Here is a 19,901-nt window from a genome sequence, read left to right as displayed (position 1 = left end):
GCCTTTGGGAAATTTGATCAAATATCATCGACTCATCGAAGGAATCTGAGCGCCACCCATGACCGATGCACCCTGTTCGCAACGCCCATCGCCCGCTCAATGCGTCGCGACCCTGCACACCATTGCTGCCGCCGTCGCTTTGCTGGAGCGGCAGGGGATCGGCGCCGAGGTGCTGCTGGCGGGAAGCGGCGTGGGCGAGGGCGATTTGCGGCAGCCGTCCGGGATCATCACGCAGGCGCAGGAACTGATCGTGTTCGCCAATGCGCTGCGCGCCAGCGGCGATACGCGCATCGGCCTGGACATCGGCCGCGCCATGCATATTTCGAGCTACGGCATCCTGGGTTACGCGATGCTGGTGAGTCCGACGCTCGGCGACGCGTTGCAGTGCGCCCAGGACTTTCCCGTACTGCTCGGGAGTTATTTCAAGGTTTCGCTGCGCCGCAACGCAGAGGAAGCGGCGATCGTCGCGGCCGATTACCATTACCGGCCGGATCTCACGGTGCTCAATGCGGACATGTGCCTCGCGTCGATGTGGGCGATCGTCTGCGACGTGCTGTCAGCACGGCGCGCGCCATCCGCGCTGAACGTGACCTTCGGTGCGCCGGCTCACGCGGACGCCTACGAAGAGCGGATAGGCCGCCATGCCACCTTCGACGCAGCCGAAAACGCGCTGATTTTTCCGGCCAGCTGGCTCGACGAACCGTTGCCCCTCGCCCAGCCGGTGAGCTATCTGATGGCGCGTCAGCAATGCGCGCAACTGGAGCGCGAATGGGCCACCGCGGCGGGCAACGACGTGACCGCGCGCAGCCTGCGCCTGCTGTATTCCGACCCGTGCCGCTACGGTTCGCTGCGCGCGCTCGCCGATGCGCTGTGTGTGTCGGAGCGCACGCTCCGACGGCGTCTGGCCGGCAGCGGTTCCGCCTTTCAGGCGCTGCTCGACCGCGTGCGCCACGATCTCGCGCTCGACTACCTGGTGCGCACGCGCCTGTCGATATCGGATATCGCCGAGCGGCTCGGTTATAGTGAAACGGCCGGCTTCCGGCATGCCTTCCGCCGTTGGACCGGCCATCGCCCGAGCGATTATCGCTGCGCGTAGCCGGGAGAATCCCCATCTCCACTGGTGATGGCCTCATCTCCAATGGTCAATTTTCATGTTGAGTCTTCCCTCCTAGTATTTGCATCAGCAAACCCCGAAAGCGTTTGAACGCTACGGAGGAGGAGACATATGAAAATAGCGCGCGCGCTCTGGCTGGCATGGCTCGCCATCAGCCCATGGTTCATCACGCCGCCGGCGTCGGCCGCCGAGTTCAACTGGCGCTGCTACACCTATCTTCCATCGTCGACGGATCCCGCCTATCAGGCGCTGGTCGCGCTGGCCCGCGATATCGGCACGGCGACCAACGGCGCGGTGTCGATTACGTGCAATGTCGGCGGTTCGTTACCGATCAAGTCGAGCACGATTCCATCCGCGATACGCGACAACGTGTTGCAGTTCGGCCTGACCGATTCGGGCTCCTACACGGGCTTCGTGCCGATTGCGGGGCTGCTGTCCCTGCCGGGCCTGTATGCGAACGACGCGGCGCTCGACACCGGTATCCGGCTCCTCACGCCCCTCCTGGATCAGCAACTCGCGTCGAAGAACGTCAAGCTGCTCGGCATTTCGTACTACCCGCCCCAGGTGTTGTGGAGTACGCAGAAGCTGACGTCGCTCGCGGAACTGAAAGGGCAGAAGATTCGCGTGACGACCGCCGAGCAGGCCGAATTCGCGAAGCGGGCAGGAGCGATACCGGTCAGCATCGATACGCCGGAAGTGTCGGCCGCGTTGCAACGCGGCATTGTCAGCGCAGTACTGACGTCGAGCTCAGGGGGCGGCCGGATCTGGCATGACCTGCTCAAGTACAACCTGCGCACCGGCGCGAATTACGTCGCCGTCATCTTCACGGCCAATCTCGCCGACTTCAACAAGCTGCCGCCGGACATGCGGCAGAAAATCTCCGCCCTGGGCGCAACGGCCGCGGCGAACCTCACGCGCCTGCTGCGCACCAACGAGACTTCGCTCACTGACGGTTTTGCGAAAAGCGGCATGACCGTCATACCGGGCAGCGACTCGGATGAAAAATCGATCACCGCGATGATGCGCCCGTACTGGAGCGAGTGGGCGAAGTCGCGCGGACCTGACGCGGAACAGCAACTCGCCCGGCTGCGCGCCGCGCTCGGTCAATGACACGGATTACCTCGCCTCGGAGATGAGCAATGTACGCTGCCCCGCCGCTTCTTGAAACACATGTATTCGCCAAGGTTCCGGTCGAACTGGAGATCCGCAACCGCTCGACGGACTGGCTCGAAGGACGCCACCATGGCAGACCGACGTCGTTCCTCGAAGGACCGTCGTTCGATCGGGAGGGCAATCTTTATTGCACCGACATTCCCTATGGCCGCGTGTTGCGCATCGCGCCGGACGGCAAATTCACCGTGGTCGCCGAATACGACGGCGAGCCGAACGGTCTGAAGATCCACAGGGACGGCAGGATTTTCATCGCCGATCAGAAGAACGGCCTGCTGGTGCTCGAACCGGGTGACAACAAGCCGAAGCCGTTTCTGGTTCGCGCCAATCTGGAGCGCCTCAAAGGGCCGAACGACCTCGTGTTCGCCAGCAACGGCGACCTTTATTTCACGGATCAGGGGCAGTCCGGTCATCAGGATCCCACCGGCCGGCTCATTCGCGTCTGCGCCGACGGGCGGCTGGACGTCCTGCTGAACAACGTGCCCAGTCCGAACGGATTGGTGCTGAACGCCGACGAAACCATGGTGTTTCTCGCCGTGACCCGCGCCAACGCAATCTGGCGTGTGCCGATGACGCGCGGCGGGGTCAGCAAAGTCGGCACCTTCATTCAGATGTCGGGCGGTGGCGGACCGGACGGTATGGCGATCGATGAACAGGGCAACATCGCGGTCGCCCACGCAGGGCTCGGCAGCGTCTGGCTGTTCAGTCCGCTGGGCGAACCGTTGTATCGGATTGCATCCTGCACCGGCGGCCGCATGACGACCAATCTGGCCTACGGCGGGCCGGAACGTAAAACCCTATTCATTACCGAGTCTTCGACCGGCACTGTGATTACGGCACAGATGGACGTGCCTGGGCGAACCATGTTCTCGCATCTGTGACGTTGTGCGCATGGTGTTTATGGCGATTTTTTTCTTGAGAAGGTGTCAGGATGTCCAATACTTTCAAGCTGGTTGCGGCAACAGGCATGCTAGGTTCCGGGTTTCGGGCGGAGTCGATCGACAAGGCAATCGAATTAGGCGCGCAGATGATCGGCTGCGACGCCGGTTCGACGGACTCCGGTCCGAACGGACTTGCCCAGGGGAAAAGTCATTTTTCCGTGGCGGCTGTGAGGCGCGACGTCGGCAACATTCTCGGGCGCGCAATCAAGGCGCGTATTCCGCTCGTGATCGGCTCGGCGGGCACGTCGGGCTCTGACAAGTCGCTCGCGTCGCTCGTCGAGATCGTGCGCGATCTGGCGCGAGAGCAGGATCTTCACTTCAAGCTGGCGATCATCCATTCGGAATTGACGAAGGAGGTGGTGCTCGAACACGTCAACGCCGGCCGCTCGCATCCGCTGACGCCGTCCAAACCGCTGACCGCCGAGGAGGTCGACGAATCGATGCACATCGTCGCGATGATGGGCGTCGAGCCGATCCAGGAAGCGCTCAAGGCTGGCGCCCAGGTGGTGTTGGCCGGGCGCAGCAGCGATACGTCGATCTACGCGGCCATGCCGCTGATGAAAGGCTTCGATCCGGCGGTGGTCTGGCATATGGCCAAGATCCTCGAATGCGGCGCGGCCGCGGTCGCTGTGCGGCTTGCACCGGACAGCATGATGGCCGTGCTGCACGACGATTCGTTCGATGTCTTCCCGATGCGAGACGACTATCGCTGCACGCCGCAAAGCGTGGCTTCTCACACGCTGTATGAAAACGCCGATCCGTTCGATCTGAAAGAACCGTCGGGCACGTTGATTACGCGGGACTCGAAGTACAAGGCGATCTCGGATAGAGCCGTCAATGTATCGGGTTCGCGGTTCGAGCCGGCTTCCGAGTACACCATCAAGATCGAAGGGGTTCGTCAGCGTGGATGGTCGACCATCATTCCCGGCGCGGTGCGTGACCCGTACATCATTTCCAGCCTCGACTCGTGGCTCGCGCAACTTGACGAGAACATCAAGATACGGCTCTCCAACACCATCGGCGACAAGAAGTACGAGATCGTCACGCGCGTGTATGGCCGCAACGGCGTGATGGGCGAACTGGAGCCCGATCCCACCATCAAGGGGCACGAGATCCTGATTCTGTGGGATGTCATCAGCGAATCGCAGGAACTGTCGCATACGATCGCGAGCAGCGTTTCGCACCTCGCTGTTCATAATCCGATTCCCAAGTGGAACGGTTTGATCTCGGGCGTGGCCTATCCGTACTCGCCGAATGAAATCAACCGCGGCCCGGTGTATGAATTCCACCTGAATCATGTGCTGGTTCCCGATTCGCCGACCAGTCTGTTTTCCACCGAATTTGAGGAGCTCTGATCATGGCCAACACCATCGGCGATCTCGCCGTTCTCGTGCGCTCGAAAAACGCCGGCCCGTTCTGGCTGACGTTCGACATCATGTTCAACGACGAATCCGTGTACCGGCGCGTGCGCGACAGTCATGTCATCAATGCGGAAGATGTCGCGCGCACGTTTCACCGCACGCCTGAAGAGGTCATCGTCGTGAATCACGATGCTGCGCTCGCGGTGAAGGTCAGCTTCCCCCGGCCGCAGAGTTCCGGCTCGAAGCTCGACAACGACGTCTACGGCGGCCAGCAATATGCACCGCTGCTGGATCTGGTGATTCCGGACTAGCCTGGCCGGCAAATCGCACGGAGGAGACCGGTACGCCGGTCGTGTGAAGGCGGATTTCGAGGAGACATACGTTTCATGACACAGATCGAGGAACCGGACCCCGCCGGGCCGGCGACGAAGCTCGGCATAGACGCGGAGCGGATCGTCCTGCAACAGACACTACGCCATGGGCAAAGCCCGTTCGCGCCTGAGTCCAACCCGGGATGGCTGGAGTGGGTATTCCTGTGGATCTGCAAGATCATCATTATCGCGATGATCGGCATCATCGGGACTGAGCTGGTCACGCGCAATCTGTTCGGTTTCTCGTTTCAACTCTCCGACGAATTCGGTGGCTATCTGCTGGCGGCACTGGCGTTTTTCAGTTTGTGCGTGTGCCAGGCCAATGGCTATTTCCACCGCGTCGACTTCGTTCAGGCGCGCTTGTCGGATCTGGGGCAAGCCGTGTCGGCCGTGATCTTCGACGTCATTTCGCTGACCTTTTGCGTGATTCTGTTCTGGCAGATGTTTCTGCTCGAACAGGGTTCGTGGGAGTCAGGCGAGCTGGCTTCGACGATTCTGATGACGCCGCTGTGGATTCCGCAACTCGCGCTTCCCATCGGCGCGGGAGCGCTGTGTATTTCGGTCGCAAAGAGTCTCGTCAAGAATCTTGGCTGGCTGGGCGGGGCGATCCGCCGGCAGCGGGGGAGGTAGACCATGCCACCGGAACTTCAGGTTGCGTTATCGTTCGGCGCGTTCCTTCTTCTGCTCGCCTGCGGCATGTCTGTGCCGTTTGCGATTGCCGTGCCGGGCACGCTGTTCCTGTTTCTGCAGAACGGCTTCTCTGCGTTGCGCGGACTGGGCCTCGTCAGTTGGGGGAGCATGGACAGTTTCACGCTTACGGCGGTCCCGCTGTTCGTGCTGATGGCCGAAATCATGCAATTCAGCGGGCTCAGCTCGCGAATATATCGAGGTTTGTCGCGGCTGGTTTGCCGGGTGCCTGGCGGCCTCGTGCAAACGAATATTGTGGGCTGCGCATTGTTCGCGGCGATCACCGGATCGAGTGTGGCGACCGCCGCGTCGATCGGCGGCGTGGCGTTGCCACAGCTGTTGCGCCGGGGCTATGAGCCGCGACTTTCGGCGGGATCTTTGGCCGCGGGCGGCACGCTGGGCATTCTGTTTCCGCCGAGCGTCGCGCTGATCATTTACGGCAGCCTGACCGACACGTCTATCGCCAAGCTGTTCATGGCCGGCGTGATTCCCGGCCTCATGCTCACGGCGATGTTCATGATCTACGTGGGCGTCTATGCGCTCGTGCGTCCGAAGGCTACGCCGGCGGAACCGCCGCTTGTGTCGATGGCCGAACTGGGCCGCGCGCTGATCGACGTGGTGCCGTTTGTGCTGCTGATCGGCGGGACGATGGGCAGCATGTATCTCGGTCTGGTCACGCCGGTCGAGGCCGCCACGGCAGGCTGCATCTTTGCCACGCTGCTGGCGATCCTGATGGGTGATCTGACGCTGGACAAGCTCCGGCAGGCTTTGCGCCGCACCGTGCTGATAGTGGGCAATCTGCTGTTCATTATCTATGCGGCGTTCATCTTCGCTTATGCAATCGATACGTCGGGTGTCGGCGAAGAATTGACGAGCTGGATCGTCGGTCTGCATCTTTCGCGGCTGGCGTTCTTTCTCGCGCTGTTTCTGCTGTACAGCATTCTCGGCTGCCTCGTCGAGAGCATCGGCATGATGGTCGTCACCGTGCCGCTTCTTCACCCGGTGCTGCTGCAATACGGCATCAGCCCGATCTGGTTCGGCGTGATCCTCGTGATGTATATCGAGCTCGGCCAGATTTCGCCGCCGATCGGGATCAATCTGTTTGTGATTCAGAGTATCTGGACAGGCGTGTTGCGTGATGTCGTGCTGGGCACGATGCCCTTTCACGCGATCATGTTCGTGCTGCTTCTGATCCTGTCGATCTGGCCCGACCTGGTGATGTGGCTGCCTGGCCGTATGTAGCAATCCAGCCTGACCGACGCCTGCCATTAAACGATCAATCAGAAAAGAGGTGCAGTCATCATGTTTTGACATCCTAACTATATATCCGGAGACAATCATGAAACGCGAAATATCGTATGTCGTGGCGACGGTCGCCATGAGTGCCGCTGTGCCTGCTTTCGCGCAGTCGAGCGTAGTCCTTTACGGCTTGATTGACGAAGGTCTCGAATTCAACACGAACGCCGGTGGACATCCGCTGTACAACATGGTGAGTGGCGTGCATGGGGGCAGCCGCTTTGGCCTGCGAGGGTCGGAAGATCTCGGTGGCGGAATGAAAGCGATCTTCCGGTTGGAGAATGGTTTCGACGTGAACAGCGGCAAGCTGGGACAGGGCGGTTTGATGTTCGGCCGTCAGGCGTATGTCGGGCTGACAACACGCTTCGGTACGCTAACGCTCGGCCGTCAGTATGATTCGGTCGTCGACTACGTGGGTCCTGTCACCGTCGGCGATCAATGGGGCGGCACGATCGGCTCGCACCCAGGCGATCTCGACAACTTCGACAACACCCAGCGAACCAACAATGCCGTCAAATACACCAGCGCCGACTATGGCGGACTGACTTTCGGCGGTCTGTATAGTTTCGGCGGCATTGCCGGGAGCGCCGCACGCAATCAGGTCTGGTCGCTCGGCGCGGGCTATAACAACGGCCCCTTGTTGCTGGGTGTAGGCTACCTGAACGTGCGCAATCCAAACGTCAGTTTCTTCGGCAGCAGTTCGTCGTCTACGTTGACCGCCGCGACGAACAATATCGCCAGTCCGGTATATAGCGGCTACGCGTCCGCCAACACGTATCAGGTCTTCGGCGCCGGCGGCAATTACACATTCGGTGCATCGACCGTCGGCGCAACCTACTCGTACACCCGATTTGCCGGCCTTGGCGACACGAAGACGAGTGGGCCGAATACCGTGCACTACACCGGCAGCGCGTTTTTCAACAACGTCGAACTCAGCTACAAGTACCAGCTCACGACGGCGCTGGTGCTAGGTGCCGAGTACGACTACACGCGCGGCACCTCCGTCGACGGTCACGATGCGGCCCAATACCACCAGGCAACCGTCGGAGCGGACTACTTCCTGTCCAAAAGAACGGACGTGTACATGATCGGCGTGTATCAGAAGGCGTTGGGATTCGACTCGACGGGCAAGCCCGCCGTGGCCGCGATCAATCAGGTGACGGCCTCGACGAGCGATCGCCAGGCGGTTGTCCGGTTAGGGCTGCGCCACACGTTCTGACGCGCGACCGGCGCGTCGGCCTGATCGGGACCATAGACTGCACGGTCCCGATCATTGCTCAGAACGGAGCCTCGGCGTTGCGATCCTGTTTGCCCAGGATGTGCGCCAGCATCAGCCGCGCGGCGGTGGACAGCTCATCGGGCTGCCGGACGCAGACGCGGTGCTCGCGGCGTGCCCATGGTTCGAGAACGGGGCGCGTGACGAGGTCCATGGCTTCGCTCAGCAGCAGCAAGGAGTTGCTCTCGGCAACGATACCGATACCGAGCCCCTGGTGCGCAAGGCGGCACGCAAGATCAAAGCCCCGCGCGCGCACGCGGATTCGCATCGTGCGGCCGTAAGCGGCCGCTTGCCGGTTGAGCAAACTGCTGAGTGCGCCGCGTTCGTCGTCGCCGATGATTTCGTGGTCGAGCAACTGGATCAGTGTGACGCCAGGGAGTGCCGCCAGCGCGTGCTCCTTGCGCATGACCGCGATGATCTGGTCGCGAAAGCAGGGCCGCACCCATAAGCCGCCGGGCGGCGTGTCGCCGGCGTAAATGCCGAGGTCGGCGCCGTGCTGTTCGATTGTGGGTGCGACGTCGGCGCTTGCACGCTCTTCGAGGTCGACGTGCACGGCCGGATGCGCTTGCAGGAACTGGCCGAGAATCTCCGGCAGATAACCGACCAGGGTTGTTTCGCTGGCAATGATACGGACGTGGCCTTCGACACCCGCGCTCAGTTGCGCGAGTTCCGCGTCGAGTTGGCCTGCTTCGTGGATCAGATTGCGTGCGCGGCGGAGAACGATCGCGCCGGTCGAGGTCATTTCGACGCCGCCTGCGTGACGAATCAGCAAGCGATGCCCGAGCCGCTGCTCCAGTTCGCTAATGCGTTTGCTGACGGCCGACGGAACGATGTTTTCGCGCCGGGCGGCTCCGGCGATACTTCCTTCCTCAATGACCGCGACGAACAGACGCGCGGTAGTCGTGTCGAGCAGATATGCCATCCGGGGCCGTTCCTTTGGGACAGTGCGAGCCTGGTGACTCGCCGCGAGGTGAACGAGGATGGGGGCGCCTGCTACGCGTTCAGGCAGACGAACGCGGATCCTTGCTCATGAACCCAGTACATACAGAATAGAGGAAGCAACATGTCGCCGCAACCCGGCGAGCGAGGCGCAAGCGCCCGTTGGATAAGGGTATGGGGTTTTCCTGAGCGCCGGTATTTCGCGAGGCCATATCGAGGTCACTTTGGCCACATTTATCCCCTCGATGACCGTTTCTCCGTTGTCACTCATTCGCGCACCTCGGGCAGAATTTTCACAGACGAATACAAAGGAGACACGAGATGCGTGCAGTCAGTGTGGCGGCCATCCAGTTGGCCGTATCGGGATGGGACCGCGAGGCGAACCTCGCCGAGGCAGAACGTCTGGTGCGCGAAGCAGCGGCGCAGGGCGCGCAGGTGATCCTGCTGCCCGAATTGTTCGAGCTTCCGTACTTCTGCACCGAACAGGACGCAAAGCACTTCCGTCATGCGTTGCCGTACGAGGGCCACCCTGCGATCGCGCGCTTCAGCCGCGTCGCGGCCGAGTTGAACGTGGTTCTGCCGATCAGCTTCTTCGAACGGGCGGGCAACGTCTTCTTCAACACGGTGGCGATGATCGACGCCGATGGCAGCGTGCTCGGCCGCTACCGCAAAACCCATATCCCCGACGGCCCAGGCTACAGCGAGAAGTATTACTTCACGCCGGGCGACACGGGTTTTCGCGTCTGGCCGACGCGTTACGGCACGCTCGGCGTCGGTATCTGCTGGGACCAGTGGTTCCCGGAGACGGCCCGCGCAATGGCGCTGCTCGGCGCCGAACTGCTGTTCTATCCGACCGCGATCGGCAGCGAACCGCAAGACCCGTCGCTTGACAGCAGCGCGCATTGGCAGCGCGTGATGCAAGGTCATGCGGGCGCGAACCTGGTGCCGCTGATCGCCGCGAACCGCACCGGCCGTGAGCAGGGCCGTGACTTCGAGCAGCGCTATTACGGCTCGTCGTTCATCGCCGATCAGTACGGCGAGCAGGTGCAGAAAGCGGGGCGCGACGAGTCCGCGATCCTGCTTCATCGTTTCGATCTCGATGCCGTCGCAGCGACGCGTCACGCATGGGGCGTGTTTCGCGACCGGCGTCCAGCCTGCTACGGCATCCTCGCGACGAGCGACGGCGAACACAGTACCCGGGAAAGCGCATCCTGACGTGTAGCGTCCGCGAGTGTGACTCGCCGGCGGGTTGAGTGACAGGTTCGAACAACACGCACCCTGAGGAGACATTGCATGTTGACTGTGTATAGCGATCGGCACCGGCTGCACCATGGCCATGCTGAATTGATCGACGGCGAAATGAAGCCGTGCTTCGAGATGCCGAGCCGCGCCGATTTCGTGCTGGAACGGGTGCGCGAAACGAAGCTCGGCGACGTGATTGCGCCGGCCTCGTTCGGGCTCGATCCGGTGCACCGCATCCACGATAAAGGCTTCGTTGCGTTTCTTGGCAGCGCATGGGACGAATGGAGCGCGCTCGGCCGCAAGCACGATGCGCTGCCGCTCATATGGCCGGTGCGCGGCATGCGCCAGGACCGCGTGCCGGACGATATCGACGGCAAGCTCGGCTACTACTCGATGGATGCGGGTGTGCCGATCACCGCGGGCACCTGGGCTGCCGTGAGCGATGCCGTGAATGTCGCGCTGACCGGCGCGCGCCACGTGAGGGAAGGCGCGCGCGGTGCGTTCTCGTTGTGCCGGCCACCCGGGCATCACGCCGCAGCGGACTATATGGGCGGCTACTGCTATATCAACAATGCGGCGGTGGCGGCGCAGTCATTCCTCGACGCGGGCGCGCAACGCGTGGCGATTCTCGACGTCGACTATCACCACGGCAACGGCACGCAGAGCATTTTCTATCAGCGTTCGGACGTCCTGTTCGCGTCGCTGCATGGCGATCCGCGCACCGAATATCCGTTCTTTCTCGGGCACGCCGACGAAACCGGCGCGGGTGCCGGCCTCGGCTACAACGCGAACTTTCCGCTGCAACCGGGCACGGCGTGGGCGGACTATACGGTAGCGCTCGATGCGGCTTGCGCGCGCGTCGCTGATTACGCACCGGATGCGCTGGTGGTGTCGCTCGGCGTGGATACGTTCGAAGAAGACCCGATTTCGCAGTTCAAGCTGCGCAGCGCTGACTATCTGCGCATCGGCGAGGCGATCGGACAATTGGGGAAACCGACTTTGTTCGTGATGGAAGGCGGTTACGCGGTCGCGGCGATCGGGGTGAACGCGGTGAATGTGTTGACGGGTTTTGAATCGGTTTGAGTGGTGGCGACGCTGAACGTCCCAAGATTCCAGCGCACGCGGATGCTTACAAAAATGCCTGTCTGGCGCTTACAAAGCCGTGAGCGCCGGACGCATCTGCGCACCCCGACCCGACTCGCCTACAATGGCCGCTTTTGCGACACAGATTGAAGGTTCGACGATGCGGGTATCGAAATTTGCACTGGCTTTGCTGATGGCCGGTTTCACTCTCAATGCAAGCGCCGAAATGACGGCCTCGCAATACAAGCTCTGGGCTCATACCGACAATAACTCGGTCTACGCGGCTTACATCACCGGCACGATCAATGCACTGGGGTGGGCGAACGGCGATCTGGTGTCGAAGAAGCGTCCTCCGCTGTTCTGTCCGCCGCAAAACCTGGCTATCGGCAATCAGAACGTTTATCCGCTGCTCGACCAGTTTTTCACCAACCATCCGGGCCTGTCAGACGATTTTCCGATCGGCCTAGCCATTCTGCGCACGCTTCAGGCGGCGTTTCCCTGCTGATACGCAGAATGATCACGGCTACGACGCATCCTGAACGCGTCGACTGTCCATACTGAAGACGCACGGCTTGCGGGTCGTAAAGACCCCGCAAGCGAGCATCACATCTGCACGAGTCCGGGAATCTGCACGTCCGGGTTGACGTCGGCTTCATAGTCCACGCCGGCGATCTCGAATCCGAACAGACGCAGGAAATCGGTCTTGTAGCCGCTGAAGTCGGTGAGTTCGTAGATATTGTCGTTGGTCACCTGAGTCCAGAGTTCCTGGACGCGGGCTTGCACTTCGGGATCGAGTTCCTTGTAGTCCGCGCGCAGACGGCCTTCTTCATCGATGTGCGGCGTGGCGCCGTACATGCTGTCCTTGTAGAGACCGTAGACCTGCTCGATACAGCCTTCGTGCGTGCCTTTCGCCTTCATCACCTTGAAGAGCAGCGACAGGTACAGCGGCATCATCGGGATCGCGGAGCTAGCCTGCGTCACGACCGCCTTGAGTACTGAAACGCGCGCATCGCCACCCTTGGCCGCCAGTTTCTCGCGGATTCCGAGCACCTTCTCGTCCAGATCCTTCTTGGCTGCGCCGATTGAGCCGTTCCAGTAGATGTCGTGCGTGATCTTTTCGCCGAGATAGGTGAACGCGGTCGTCTTCGCGCCGTCAGCGAGCACGTTGGCCTCGAGGAGGGCGTCGATCCACATCTGCCAGTCTTCGCCGCCCATCACCGCGACGGTGTTGTCGATTTCGGCTTGCGTGGCGGGTTCGAGGACGGTTTCCTTGATGACTTCCTTGTCGGTGTCGATGCCGCGCAGGTTGACGGCCTTGCCGACCGGCTTCAGGGTCGAGGTGAACACTTCGCCGGTTTTCGGATGCGTACGCTTGGGCGCGGCGAGGCTGTAGACGACCAGGTCGACCTGACCGAGATCGCGCTTGATGACCTCGATGGTGCGTTGCTTGACTTCGTCGGAGAAGGCGTCGCCGTTGATGCTGGTTGCGTACAGGCCTTTTTCCGTGGCGAATTTCTCGAAGGCGGCGGTGTTGTACCAGCCTGCGGTGCCGGCTTTGGTTTCGCTGCCGGCGCGCTCGAAGAACACGCCGAGGGTGGCCGCGTCCGAGCCGAAGGCGGCGCTGATGCGCGCGGCGAGGCCGTAACCTGTGGAGGCGCCGATCACGAGCACTTTTTTCGGGCCATTGGCAATGGGGCCGCGTGCCTTGACGTATTCGATCTGTTCTTTGACGTTGGCCTCACAGCCAACCGGATGGGTCGATACACAGATGAAGCCACGCACGCGCGGTTTGATGATCATGAAGCACCTCTTGTCAGAATTGCCGACATTATAGTGGGCTTGGGTTTCTGCCTGTGCGCGGCGCCTGGGTTTGCCCAATTGCGACGCAAAAATCGGCCTTCGGCCAGCATCTTGGTAGGATTCAGCCTTTCCCAGCAGACGGTAGCAAGTGTGAAGCGCCTGATCACCTCATTCCTACAGACCCTTGAGAAAGGGCTCATCCTGGCAAACCCGCCCATTGTCCGGGGCTTCTGGCACCTGCGCCATCCCACGCTGCGCGGCGCGGCGTGGGCTTGCGCCGCGATTCCGGTGCTGCTGGTTCTGTATGTGCTGGTCCTGATTCCGTTCACGCCCAGCATCGGCGACATCCGCAAGGCGAAAATCGAGCAGCCGGCCCAGATTCTCTCGGCGGACGGCAAACTGCTGGCCGAATTCAAGCCCTCGAACCGCGAGTGGGTGAAACTCAAGGACATCTCGCCGAATGTGGTGAATGCGCTGATCGCCACGGAAGACCACCGCTTCTATCAGCATTTTGGGCTGGATTGGCGCCGCACGGCATCGGCCGCGCTGCACACGTTTTCCGGCGACCGCCAGGGCGGTTCGACCATCACCCAGCAACTGGCCCGGAACCTTTATCCCGACGAGATCGGCCGCGCGCCCACGCTGACCCGCAAGATCAAGGAGGCCATTACGGCCTTCAAGATCGAGGCGCTCTACACCAAGGACGAGATCCTCGAGACTTACCTCAACACGGTGCCGTTCCTGTACAACGCGTATGGCATCGAGATGGCGGCGCGCACCTATTTCGACAAATCGGCCGGCGACCTGAATGTACTCGAAAGCGCGACGCTCACCGGCATGCTCAAAGGCAATAGCTATTACAACCCGGTGCTCAACCCGGAACGCGCTTTGCAACGGCGCAACACGGTGCTGGCGCAAATGGTCAAGTACGGCAAGCTCACGCCCGCGGCCTACGCGACACTCGCGCGCCGTCCCTTGCGCATCGATTTCGAGCGGCAGACCGAGCCGCCCGGACCCGCGCCGCACTTCGCGCAGCAGCTGCGCAAGTGGCTCGCGGCATGGGCCGATCGCAACGACTACAACCTCTATTCCGACGGACTGGTGGTGCGTACCACCATCGATTCACGCTTGCAGACCATGGCCACCCAGGCCGTGACCCTGCAGGGCAACCAGTTGCAGGGCATCGCCAATTCGGCGTGGGGCACGCGCGCGGGTTGTGCGAACGGCCGCGACCTGTTGCAGACTTTCCTGCGCGAAACGCCCGACTATCGCGCCGCGAAAGATGCCGGCCTCACCGACGACGACGCGATGAAACGCGTCTCGTCCGACCGCGACCTGGTGCAGTCGGTTTGCGAATCCAAGACCCGGGTGCAGGCGGACTTCCTCGCCATGGACCCGCGCAACGGCCAGATCAAGGCATGGGTCGGCAGCCGCGATTTCAGCCAGGATCCGTTCGACCATGTTCAGCAGGCACGGCGTCAGCCGGGTTCGACCTTCAAGCCGTTCGTCTACGCCGCGGCCTTTGAAGACGGCGCCAAACCCAGCGACACGTTTATCGACAAACCCGTCGAGATACCGCTGGCGGGCGGCGAAGTCTGGCGTCCCAGCGACGAGGACGAGCCGAGCGAGCGTGCTATCAGCCTGCGTGACGGCCTCGCTTATTCGCGCAACCGGATCACCGCCCAGTTGATGGAAACAGTCGGCCCGAACAAGGTCGCGCGATTGGCGCGCGCCATGGGCGTGCGCGACAGCGAACTCGATCCGGTACCGTCGCTCGCGCTCGGCACGAGCCCGGTGACGCTGAAGGAGATGGTCTCGGCCTACAGCACGATCGCCAACCTCGGCGGTTACGTGGAGCCGGTGATGGTGACGCGTATCGAAGACCGCAACGGCGAAGTGCTGGCCGAATTCGCGCCGGTATCGCCCAAACAGGAACTGCCGTCCGACGCCGCCCGTACCCTGGTCGATGTGATGCGCGACGTGGTGAGCCGCGGTACGGGGTCGAGCATTCGCAGCCGCTTTGGCGTGCGTGGCGATGTCGCGGGCAAGACGGGCACCACGCAGGGTAACGCGGACGGCTGGTTCATCCTGATCCAGCCGCAACTCGTGGCGGGGGCATGGGTCGGCTTCAACGACAGCCGGGTGACCTTGCGCAGCGACTATTGGGGGCAGGGGGCGCACAGCGCGTTGCCGATCGTCGGCGACTTTTTCCAGCGCGCGCAACGCGCGAAGCTGGTGGACACCCGCGTCAGGTTCGCGACCGATCAGGAACCGGGCTGGTTTGCGGAACGCTCGGCCAGGCTGCGCGAATGGTTCCAGCATTTGTTTACCGCGTCGCCCGCGAAAACCGAGGCGCCGGTTACCACACGCAATACGACGCGCCATGCGCCTGCTGTTGCCAATGCGCCGGCCTCTGCTGCACCGGCGGCGGCTTCAGCGACCGCCACGGATGTCGAACCGCGCGCGTTGCCGCCACAGCCACCGCTTCTCCAAGCACCGGCGTCAGCGCCCGCGCCGGCAAACAGGGCAGTCGACGGTGAGGTGCATGGCAGCGGCGAGCCGGCCCTGGCGCCGACGCCCACCCCGGACGACGTTCTGCCGCCGGACGCAGGCGGCGGCACGGCAAACTCACACCCTGGCATGCCGGCTAGCGCGAGCGCATCGCCTTGAGGTTCGGCCATAGCGTACGCCGTGACTATCAAGGTAGCCTGACTCAAGTTGGCTAATACGGCGCTGCCACGGCTGGCTGCGGTTCCGCGACTGCAGCAGATGGATGAAGCGAAGGCGCCAATTCGCCTTAGAACCGATGCGTCATACCCAGCGTCGCCAGAATCTGCTTGGTTCCGGGTGCGGTCACGGTTACGCCCGGCCAGCTCACCGTGGCGGTGCCGTTGTTCTTCATGTAGCCCGCCCGCATGTAGAAACTCGTCCGTTGGGAGATCGAATGATCGACGCCCACTTCGATGCCCGGCGTATTGTCATGCGCGCCCCGCACGTTGCGCTGAACGCCGGCAATCGCGATCACGTCAGCCGGCGTGGCCTGAATCGTCGCGCCCAATTCCGCGATGCTCAGCGAATGGCCGGTGCCCAGGTGCGCAGCCAGCGAGCCTGGCGCCGGGTCATTCGCGCGGTTGTATGAATAGTTGAACTGGAAGTTCACGATGCCGATCCGGTAAGCGAGTGCGCCGATGAAATGCTCGGTGCCCAACAGGCTCAGCGAAGCAGGCAGGCCGGCGATGGTTTCCTGTCCCGCATGCTGGTTCACGTAGGCAAGCCCTGCGTAGAAACCGTAGCCCGAGTAAGTCGCCGCAACGTTCAGCATGTTGCCCGTCGTGGCCGGCACAGGCTGACTCACCGTGGCGGCGAACGCATACATGCCGTAGAACTTCAGGCCTTTCAGATCCGGCGATTGATACATGATCGAATTGCTGGCGCGGCCGGAATCGTATTGCGTCGAGAGGGTGTTCCGGTCGACAGCGAGAACGGTGGCCGAAAACGGCGACAACACTTCGTTCGCGCGAAACGGATCGGACGGGTAGATGACCCGGAAGCTCGGCTCGTACTGGCGTCCCATGGTCACCGAACCGTATCGGGCATCGGTCAGGCCGACCCATGCCTGACGATAGAAGAGCGCCGAGGTGTCGGCGAACAGGCCGCCGTTGTTCACGTTAAAACCCGTTTCGACGTTGAACTGAGCCTTCAGGCCGCCGCCCAGGTCTTCAGTGCCCTTCAGGCCGAACAGCGAGCCGGTCGAGCCGCCGCTCTTCTCCGAGTACGAATGGACGCCGCCGTTGTCCAGATACTGGATGTTCGCATCGACAACGCCGTACAAGGTCACGCCCGACTCGGCAGCCGCGGCGCCGCCTGCGGCAAGAATCAGCGTGGCTCCGCAAACGCCATGATTGATAAAACGCATACATGTCTCCTCTTTTTATATCCGCCTGCTGCGGACGCGATTGCACAGTCTTATTGCGGGCGCATGCGGGGAGGGTTCTCCGACCCGAATCCCGCGCCCTGAAAAATGGAATGACCGTGCTAATTTCAGTCAACTAGCGGAATAAAGCTAGTGCATTGTTTATATGAGGAGAGTGCAAACATTGCATGGCAGAGAAAGACCCTGAAAAACTGCCTTTGGCCGATGGGCTCGCGCTTTTCGCCCGATCTTGCGCCCGTTACGCCGTGAACCTACGAACGCCTATCCAGACAAGGACCGCCGGCGATTGTTCAGGCGTGTGCAACAGTGTTTTCAGACGACGAAGCTGATCTGGTGCGCCTGATTGCGCATAATTTCGAGATTGGTAAACGGTTAAAAAATGCAGGCGAACATGTTCAACCATCTCTCGGATCATGTGCTCGATCAGGAGCGGGCATCCGCAGTGCGGCAGGCCCGCAGCTCAGTGTCTGATCGGGCGCGCGCGTTTGCTGCGGCAATGGTCGCATGCGCCAGCTTGGCGGGATGCGCATCGGCAACCGATGTCGTGGCGACCGGCAAACCCGGCACTTACACGGTAGCCGCGAGCGCGACCGGCGGGCGGATGGCATGGGCACGCGCGCACGACCATGCAGTCAGCGAGGCGCGCGACTACTGCGAGCGTCGCGGTATGCAGAGCAGTGTCACGACTGAAACGGTGAGCGGCGTGGAGATGATGGCCGCGCATGCATCGTCAGTGAATTTCGAGTGCCATCCGAAGTTCTAGGCGGGAGCGGCGAGGGTAGGGCAGGAGAATGTGCGGCCATGCGATAAGCGCATGGACCGCCTGAAGCTCACATCAAGCGTTCATTGCTTGTCGAACGTAACCAGGTTTTTATCTTTCGTGTCTGCCACAAAAATGGCCAGCAGTTTTGCGGGTTCGGTATCGCTCGCGTTTTCGCTGACCATGTGATGCGCGCCGGGCTTCTCGGTCCACGATTCGCCCGCATGAAAGACGTGCTCCTCGCCATTGTTGATACGACTGCGGATCGCCCCCGACAGCACATAACCGACCACAAAAGCCTGTCCATGCCGATGCGATGGTGATTTGCCGCCAGGCGCATAGTCGACGACAAGCGCCGTCATTGTTTTGCCTGGAACATTAGCGATCGCCTCAGTGAACGCGGGCGTAATCGTCTCGCGTGCTGCGGCCGTATCCGCGGCGAATACGGATTGGGAGATTCCCGGGATGGAAAGCGCGGTGAGCGCGGCCATCGTTATCAGGGTATGAATTTTCATGTGATTACTCCTGGCTGAGTGCCATGACATCGTTGTTCAGTTTCAGCGTTGAAGCCGATTCCGATTCCGATTCCGACCGCGCCTGCGCCTCGTTGGCCCAGTTCGCCGCCACCGCGGCAAGCTCGGTGCGTGCGCGTTCGAGTGCTTCAATTCGCGCAGCCTGATCCGAAAACTGCAGCGGCTGCGCGTCGACAAAAGACGGCTCCGTGACACCGAGAAATCCGAACGCGGCCTTCAGTGCCGGCGTCAACGCATCCATCGACGAGTAGGGCGTGCCGGCGCGCAAGTCAGCACCGCGACTCGTGATGAAAAGCACGCTTTGCCGCGCAAGCTGGCCTTCTATGCGGCCGTCGTCCGTGTTCACATAGGTGAGCCCGGTACGCGTGATGCTGTCGATGAAAGCCTTGAACGCAGAGGGCATCGACCAGTTGTACATGGGCATGGCAAAGACCAGTGCGTCGGCGTCGAGCAGGCGCTTGCAGAGTGCATCTGAAGCCGCAAGCGTCGCTTTCATGGCGGGCGTGCGCTCATGCGACGGCGTGTAGGTTGCAATGGCAAAGGCTTCGCTCACATGCGGCGGCGTATCGACCGTGACGTCGAGATAATCGACTTCAATATCCACACCTTCCTCACGCAGGCGCTCCAGAAAATACCGGCTCAACGCGCGCGAGTTGGATCGCTCGCGTTTGGCGCTCGCGTCGACGTGCATGATTTTCATAGCTTGTTTCCTTCAGAAGTTATACAGAAACGGTTCGCAGCGGGATGGCTGCGTCGCGCTCAAGCCGGCAACTTGCGAAACGCGATCGCAAAGCGGTTCCATGCGTTGATGGCGGAGATCAGCAGCGTCAGGTCGACCAGTTCCTCTTCGCTGAAGTGCGGGCGTACGGCTTGCCACACGGCGTCGGGCACGTGTTCCTGCGACACCAGCGTGAGCGCTTCGGTCCATTCGAGCGCGGCGCGCTCGCGGTCGGTGAAGAAAGGCGTTTCGCGCCACACCACGACAGTAGCCAGGCGCCGCTCGGATTCGCCGCCTTTGCGGGCGTCGGTGGTATGCATGTCGACGCAGAACGCGCAGCCGTTGATCTGCGACGCGCGCAGACGAACCAGTTCGGTCAGCGATTTTTCGAGGGCCGATTTGCCGATGCGCTCTTCGACGCCGAGCAATGCTTTGATGGCGGCGGGATTGGCTTTGTAGAAGTCGAGACGTTGTTCCATGATTCACTCCTTGATGAGTTGGACCCGTTCAGTGCTCCGGTGAGTGAAGATTAGACGCTCAACTGGTGTTGTTAAATGACCGGTTTTGGCTATTTTTGGGTGGCCACTTTTGGGGTGGGGATTTGTAGAGTTGGGTGACGGGGGGAAAGGACTGGGTTGTTAGCGTGTCGCTTCCTGCATTAGAAATTTGACATAAT

The 19,901-nt window shown here is 61.7% G+C and carries 19 protein-coding genes; 13 read left to right on the top strand and 6 right to left on the bottom strand.

What is annotated here, in order from left to right; genetic code table 11:
• Window positions 1-58 precede the first annotated feature (58 nt).
• The 8 genes from PQQ95_RS32725 to PQQ95_RS32690 all read left to right on the top strand — a co-directional run bounded on the left by PQQ95_RS32725 (window position 59) and on the right by PQQ95_RS32690 (window position 8,159).
• Window positions 59-1,096: an AraC family transcriptional regulator gene (locus PQQ95_RS32725; protein WP_408445503.1), complete on the top strand. Its 1,038-nt coding sequence runs from the start codon at window positions 59-61 to the stop codon at window positions 1,094-1,096.
• A 129-nt stretch (window positions 1,097-1,225) separates the two neighbouring features.
• Complete coding sequence (dctP, locus tag PQQ95_RS32720; protein ID WP_408445500.1) at window positions 1,226-2,224, top strand: TRAP transporter substrate-binding protein DctP; 999 nt, start codon at window positions 1,226-1,228, stop codon at window positions 2,222-2,224.
• 29 nt (window positions 2,225-2,253) lie between these two features.
• Complete coding sequence (locus PQQ95_RS32715) at window positions 2,254-3,165, top strand: SMP-30/gluconolactonase/LRE family protein (RefSeq protein WP_408445497.1); 912 nt, start codon at window positions 2,254-2,256, stop codon at window positions 3,163-3,165.
• Window positions 3,166-3,215: 50 nt separating this feature from the next.
• On the top strand, window positions 3,216-4,580 hold the full coding sequence (locus PQQ95_RS32710; protein WP_408445494.1) for an acyclic terpene utilization AtuA family protein: 1,365 nt from the start codon (window positions 3,216-3,218) through the stop codon (window positions 4,578-4,580).
• Between the two features lie 2 nt (window positions 4,581-4,582).
• The gene (locus tag PQQ95_RS32705; protein ID WP_408445491.1) at window positions 4,583-4,897 is read left to right on the top strand and encodes a DUF4387 domain-containing protein; all 315 of its coding nucleotides are present in this window, start codon (window positions 4,583-4,585) and stop codon (window positions 4,895-4,897) included.
• Window positions 4,898-4,972: 75 nt separating this feature from the next.
• Window positions 4,973-5,587 carry a TRAP transporter small permease gene (locus PQQ95_RS32700; RefSeq protein WP_408445488.1) on the top strand — a complete coding sequence of 205 codons (615 nt, stop codon included), beginning with the start codon at window positions 4,973-4,975 and terminating at the stop codon, window positions 5,585-5,587.
• Between the two features lie 3 nt (window positions 5,588-5,590).
• The gene (locus PQQ95_RS32695) at window positions 5,591-6,886 is read left to right on the top strand and encodes a TRAP transporter large permease (protein ID WP_408445485.1); all 1,296 of its coding nucleotides are present in this window, start codon (window positions 5,591-5,593) and stop codon (window positions 6,884-6,886) included.
• Between the two features lie 97 nt (window positions 6,887-6,983).
• On the top strand, window positions 6,984-8,159 hold the full coding sequence (locus PQQ95_RS32690; RefSeq protein WP_408445482.1) for a porin: 1,176 nt from the start codon (window positions 6,984-6,986) through the stop codon (window positions 8,157-8,159).
• Window positions 8,160-8,217: 58 nt separating this feature from the next.
• Here the strand turns inward: PQQ95_RS32690 and PQQ95_RS32685 are convergent, their stop codons facing one another.
• Window positions 8,218-9,138, bottom strand: coding sequence for a LysR family transcriptional regulator (locus tag PQQ95_RS32685; RefSeq protein ID WP_408445479.1), 921 nt, complete (start codon window positions 9,136-9,138; stop codon window positions 8,218-8,220).
• A 338-nt stretch (window positions 9,139-9,476) separates the two neighbouring features.
• On the opposite strand from PQQ95_RS32685, the gene aguB reads away from it, so the two are divergent.
• The 3 genes from aguB (at window position 9,477) to PQQ95_RS32670 (ending at window position 11,985) form a co-directional block, all read left to right on the top strand.
• Complete coding sequence (aguB, locus tag PQQ95_RS32680) at window positions 9,477-10,370, top strand: N-carbamoylputrescine amidase (RefSeq protein WP_408445476.1); 894 nt, start codon at window positions 9,477-9,479, stop codon at window positions 10,368-10,370.
• A 78-nt stretch (window positions 10,371-10,448) separates the two neighbouring features.
• Window positions 10,449-11,480, top strand: a complete 1,032-nt coding sequence (locus PQQ95_RS32675) for a histone deacetylase family protein (RefSeq protein WP_408445473.1) — start codon at window positions 10,449-10,451, stop codon at window positions 11,478-11,480.
• Between the two features lie 160 nt (window positions 11,481-11,640).
• Window positions 11,641-11,985 carry a hypothetical protein gene (locus PQQ95_RS32670; protein WP_408445470.1) on the top strand — a complete coding sequence of 115 codons (345 nt, stop codon included), beginning with the start codon at window positions 11,641-11,643 and terminating at the stop codon, window positions 11,983-11,985.
• 98 nt (window positions 11,986-12,083) lie between these two features.
• On the opposite strand, the gene fabV is transcribed toward PQQ95_RS32670, so the two are convergent.
• The gene (gene fabV / locus PQQ95_RS32665; RefSeq protein WP_211701578.1) at window positions 12,084-13,280 is read right to left on the bottom strand and encodes an enoyl-ACP reductase FabV; all 1,197 of its coding nucleotides are present in this window, start codon (window positions 13,278-13,280) and stop codon (window positions 12,084-12,086) included.
• A 150-nt stretch (window positions 13,281-13,430) separates the two neighbouring features.
• Here fabV and PQQ95_RS32660 point away from each other — a divergent pair, with 150 nt between their 5' ends.
• A complete protein-coding gene (locus tag PQQ95_RS32660; RefSeq protein WP_408445468.1) occupies window positions 13,431-15,950 on the top strand; it encodes a penicillin-binding protein 1A in 2,520 nt (839 codons plus the stop codon).
• A gap of 127 nt (window positions 15,951-16,077) precedes the next feature.
• Here the strand turns inward: PQQ95_RS32660 and PQQ95_RS32655 are convergent, their stop codons facing one another.
• Window positions 16,078-17,196, bottom strand: a complete 1,119-nt coding sequence (locus PQQ95_RS32655) for a porin (protein WP_408445465.1) — start codon at window positions 17,194-17,196, stop codon at window positions 16,078-16,080.
• Window positions 17,197-17,710: 514 nt separating this feature from the next.
• Between PQQ95_RS32655 and PQQ95_RS32650 the strand changes: the two genes are divergently transcribed.
• A complete protein-coding gene (locus tag PQQ95_RS32650; protein ID WP_408445605.1) occupies window positions 17,711-17,977 on the top strand; it encodes a hypothetical protein in 267 nt (88 codons plus the stop codon).
• Between the two features lie 80 nt (window positions 17,978-18,057).
• Here PQQ95_RS32650 and PQQ95_RS32645 read toward each other — a convergent pair whose 3' ends face one another.
• From PQQ95_RS32645 to PQQ95_RS32635, 3 genes are read right to left on the bottom strand one after another with little or no spacing between them, the layout of a single operon-like run.
• A complete protein-coding gene (locus PQQ95_RS32645; protein ID WP_408445462.1) occupies window positions 18,058-18,489 on the bottom strand; it encodes a cupin domain-containing protein in 432 nt (143 codons plus the stop codon).
• 4 nt (window positions 18,490-18,493) lie between these two features.
• Window positions 18,494-19,207 (bottom strand): FMN-dependent NADH-azoreductase, encoded by a 714-nt coding sequence (locus tag PQQ95_RS32640; RefSeq protein WP_408445460.1) that lies wholly within the window; start codon window positions 19,205-19,207, stop codon window positions 18,494-18,496.
• A gap of 59 nt (window positions 19,208-19,266) precedes the next feature.
• Window positions 19,267-19,704 carry a carboxymuconolactone decarboxylase family protein gene (locus PQQ95_RS32635; RefSeq protein WP_408445457.1) on the bottom strand — a complete coding sequence of 146 codons (438 nt, stop codon included), beginning with the start codon at window positions 19,702-19,704 and terminating at the stop codon, window positions 19,267-19,269.
• Window positions 19,705-19,901 lie beyond the last annotated feature (197 nt).

The organism is Paraburkholderia caffeinilytica, from assembly GCF_046030355.1.
Classification (GTDB): domain Bacteria; phylum Pseudomonadota; class Gammaproteobacteria; order Burkholderiales; family Burkholderiaceae; genus Paraburkholderia; species Paraburkholderia caffeinilytica_B.
This window is presented reverse-complemented; position numbering and strand designations above follow the sequence as displayed.

Coding starts and splice junctions, on each gene's coding strand:
- PQQ95_RS32725 (WP_408445503.1), top strand. CDS start 59: ATGACCGATGCACCCTGTTCGCAACGCCCATCGCCCGCTCAATGCGTC.
- dctP (WP_408445500.1), top strand. CDS start 1,226: ATGAAAATAGCGCGCGCGCTCTGGCTGGCATGGCTCGCCATCAGCCCA.
- PQQ95_RS32715 (WP_408445497.1), top strand. CDS start 2,254: ATGTACGCTGCCCCGCCGCTTCTTGAAACACATGTATTCGCCAAGGTT.
- PQQ95_RS32710 (WP_408445494.1), top strand. CDS start 3,216: ATGTCCAATACTTTCAAGCTGGTTGCGGCAACAGGCATGCTAGGTTCC.
- PQQ95_RS32705 (WP_408445491.1), top strand. CDS start 4,583: ATGGCCAACACCATCGGCGATCTCGCCGTTCTCGTGCGCTCGAAAAAC.
- PQQ95_RS32700 (WP_408445488.1), top strand. CDS start 4,973: ATGACACAGATCGAGGAACCGGACCCCGCCGGGCCGGCGACGAAGCTC.
- PQQ95_RS32695 (WP_408445485.1), top strand. CDS start 5,591: ATGCCACCGGAACTTCAGGTTGCGTTATCGTTCGGCGCGTTCCTTCTT.
- PQQ95_RS32690 (WP_408445482.1), top strand. CDS start 6,984: ATGAAACGCGAAATATCGTATGTCGTGGCGACGGTCGCCATGAGTGCC.
- PQQ95_RS32685 (WP_408445479.1), bottom strand. CDS start 9,138: ATGGCATATCTGCTCGACACGACTACCGCGCGTCTGTTCGTCGCGGTC.
- aguB (WP_408445476.1), top strand. CDS start 9,477: ATGCGTGCAGTCAGTGTGGCGGCCATCCAGTTGGCCGTATCGGGATGG.
- PQQ95_RS32675 (WP_408445473.1), top strand. CDS start 10,449: ATGTTGACTGTGTATAGCGATCGGCACCGGCTGCACCATGGCCATGCT.
- PQQ95_RS32670 (WP_408445470.1), top strand. CDS start 11,641: ATGCGGGTATCGAAATTTGCACTGGCTTTGCTGATGGCCGGTTTCACT.
- fabV (WP_211701578.1), bottom strand. CDS start 13,280: ATGATCATCAAACCGCGCGTGCGTGGCTTCATCTGTGTATCGACCCAT.
- PQQ95_RS32655 (WP_408445465.1), bottom strand. CDS start 17,196: ATGCGTTTTATCAATCATGGCGTTTGCGGAGCCACGCTGATTCTTGCC.
- PQQ95_RS32650 (WP_408445605.1), top strand. CDS start 17,711: ATGGTCGCATGCGCCAGCTTGGCGGGATGCGCATCGGCAACCGATGTC.
- PQQ95_RS32645 (WP_408445462.1), bottom strand. CDS start 18,489: ATGAAAATTCATACCCTGATAACGATGGCCGCGCTCACCGCGCTTTCC.
- PQQ95_RS32640 (WP_408445460.1), bottom strand. CDS start 19,207: ATGAAAATCATGCACGTCGACGCGAGCGCCAAACGCGAGCGATCCAAC.
- PQQ95_RS32635 (WP_408445457.1), bottom strand. CDS start 19,704: ATGGAACAACGTCTCGACTTCTACAAAGCCAATCCCGCCGCCATCAAA.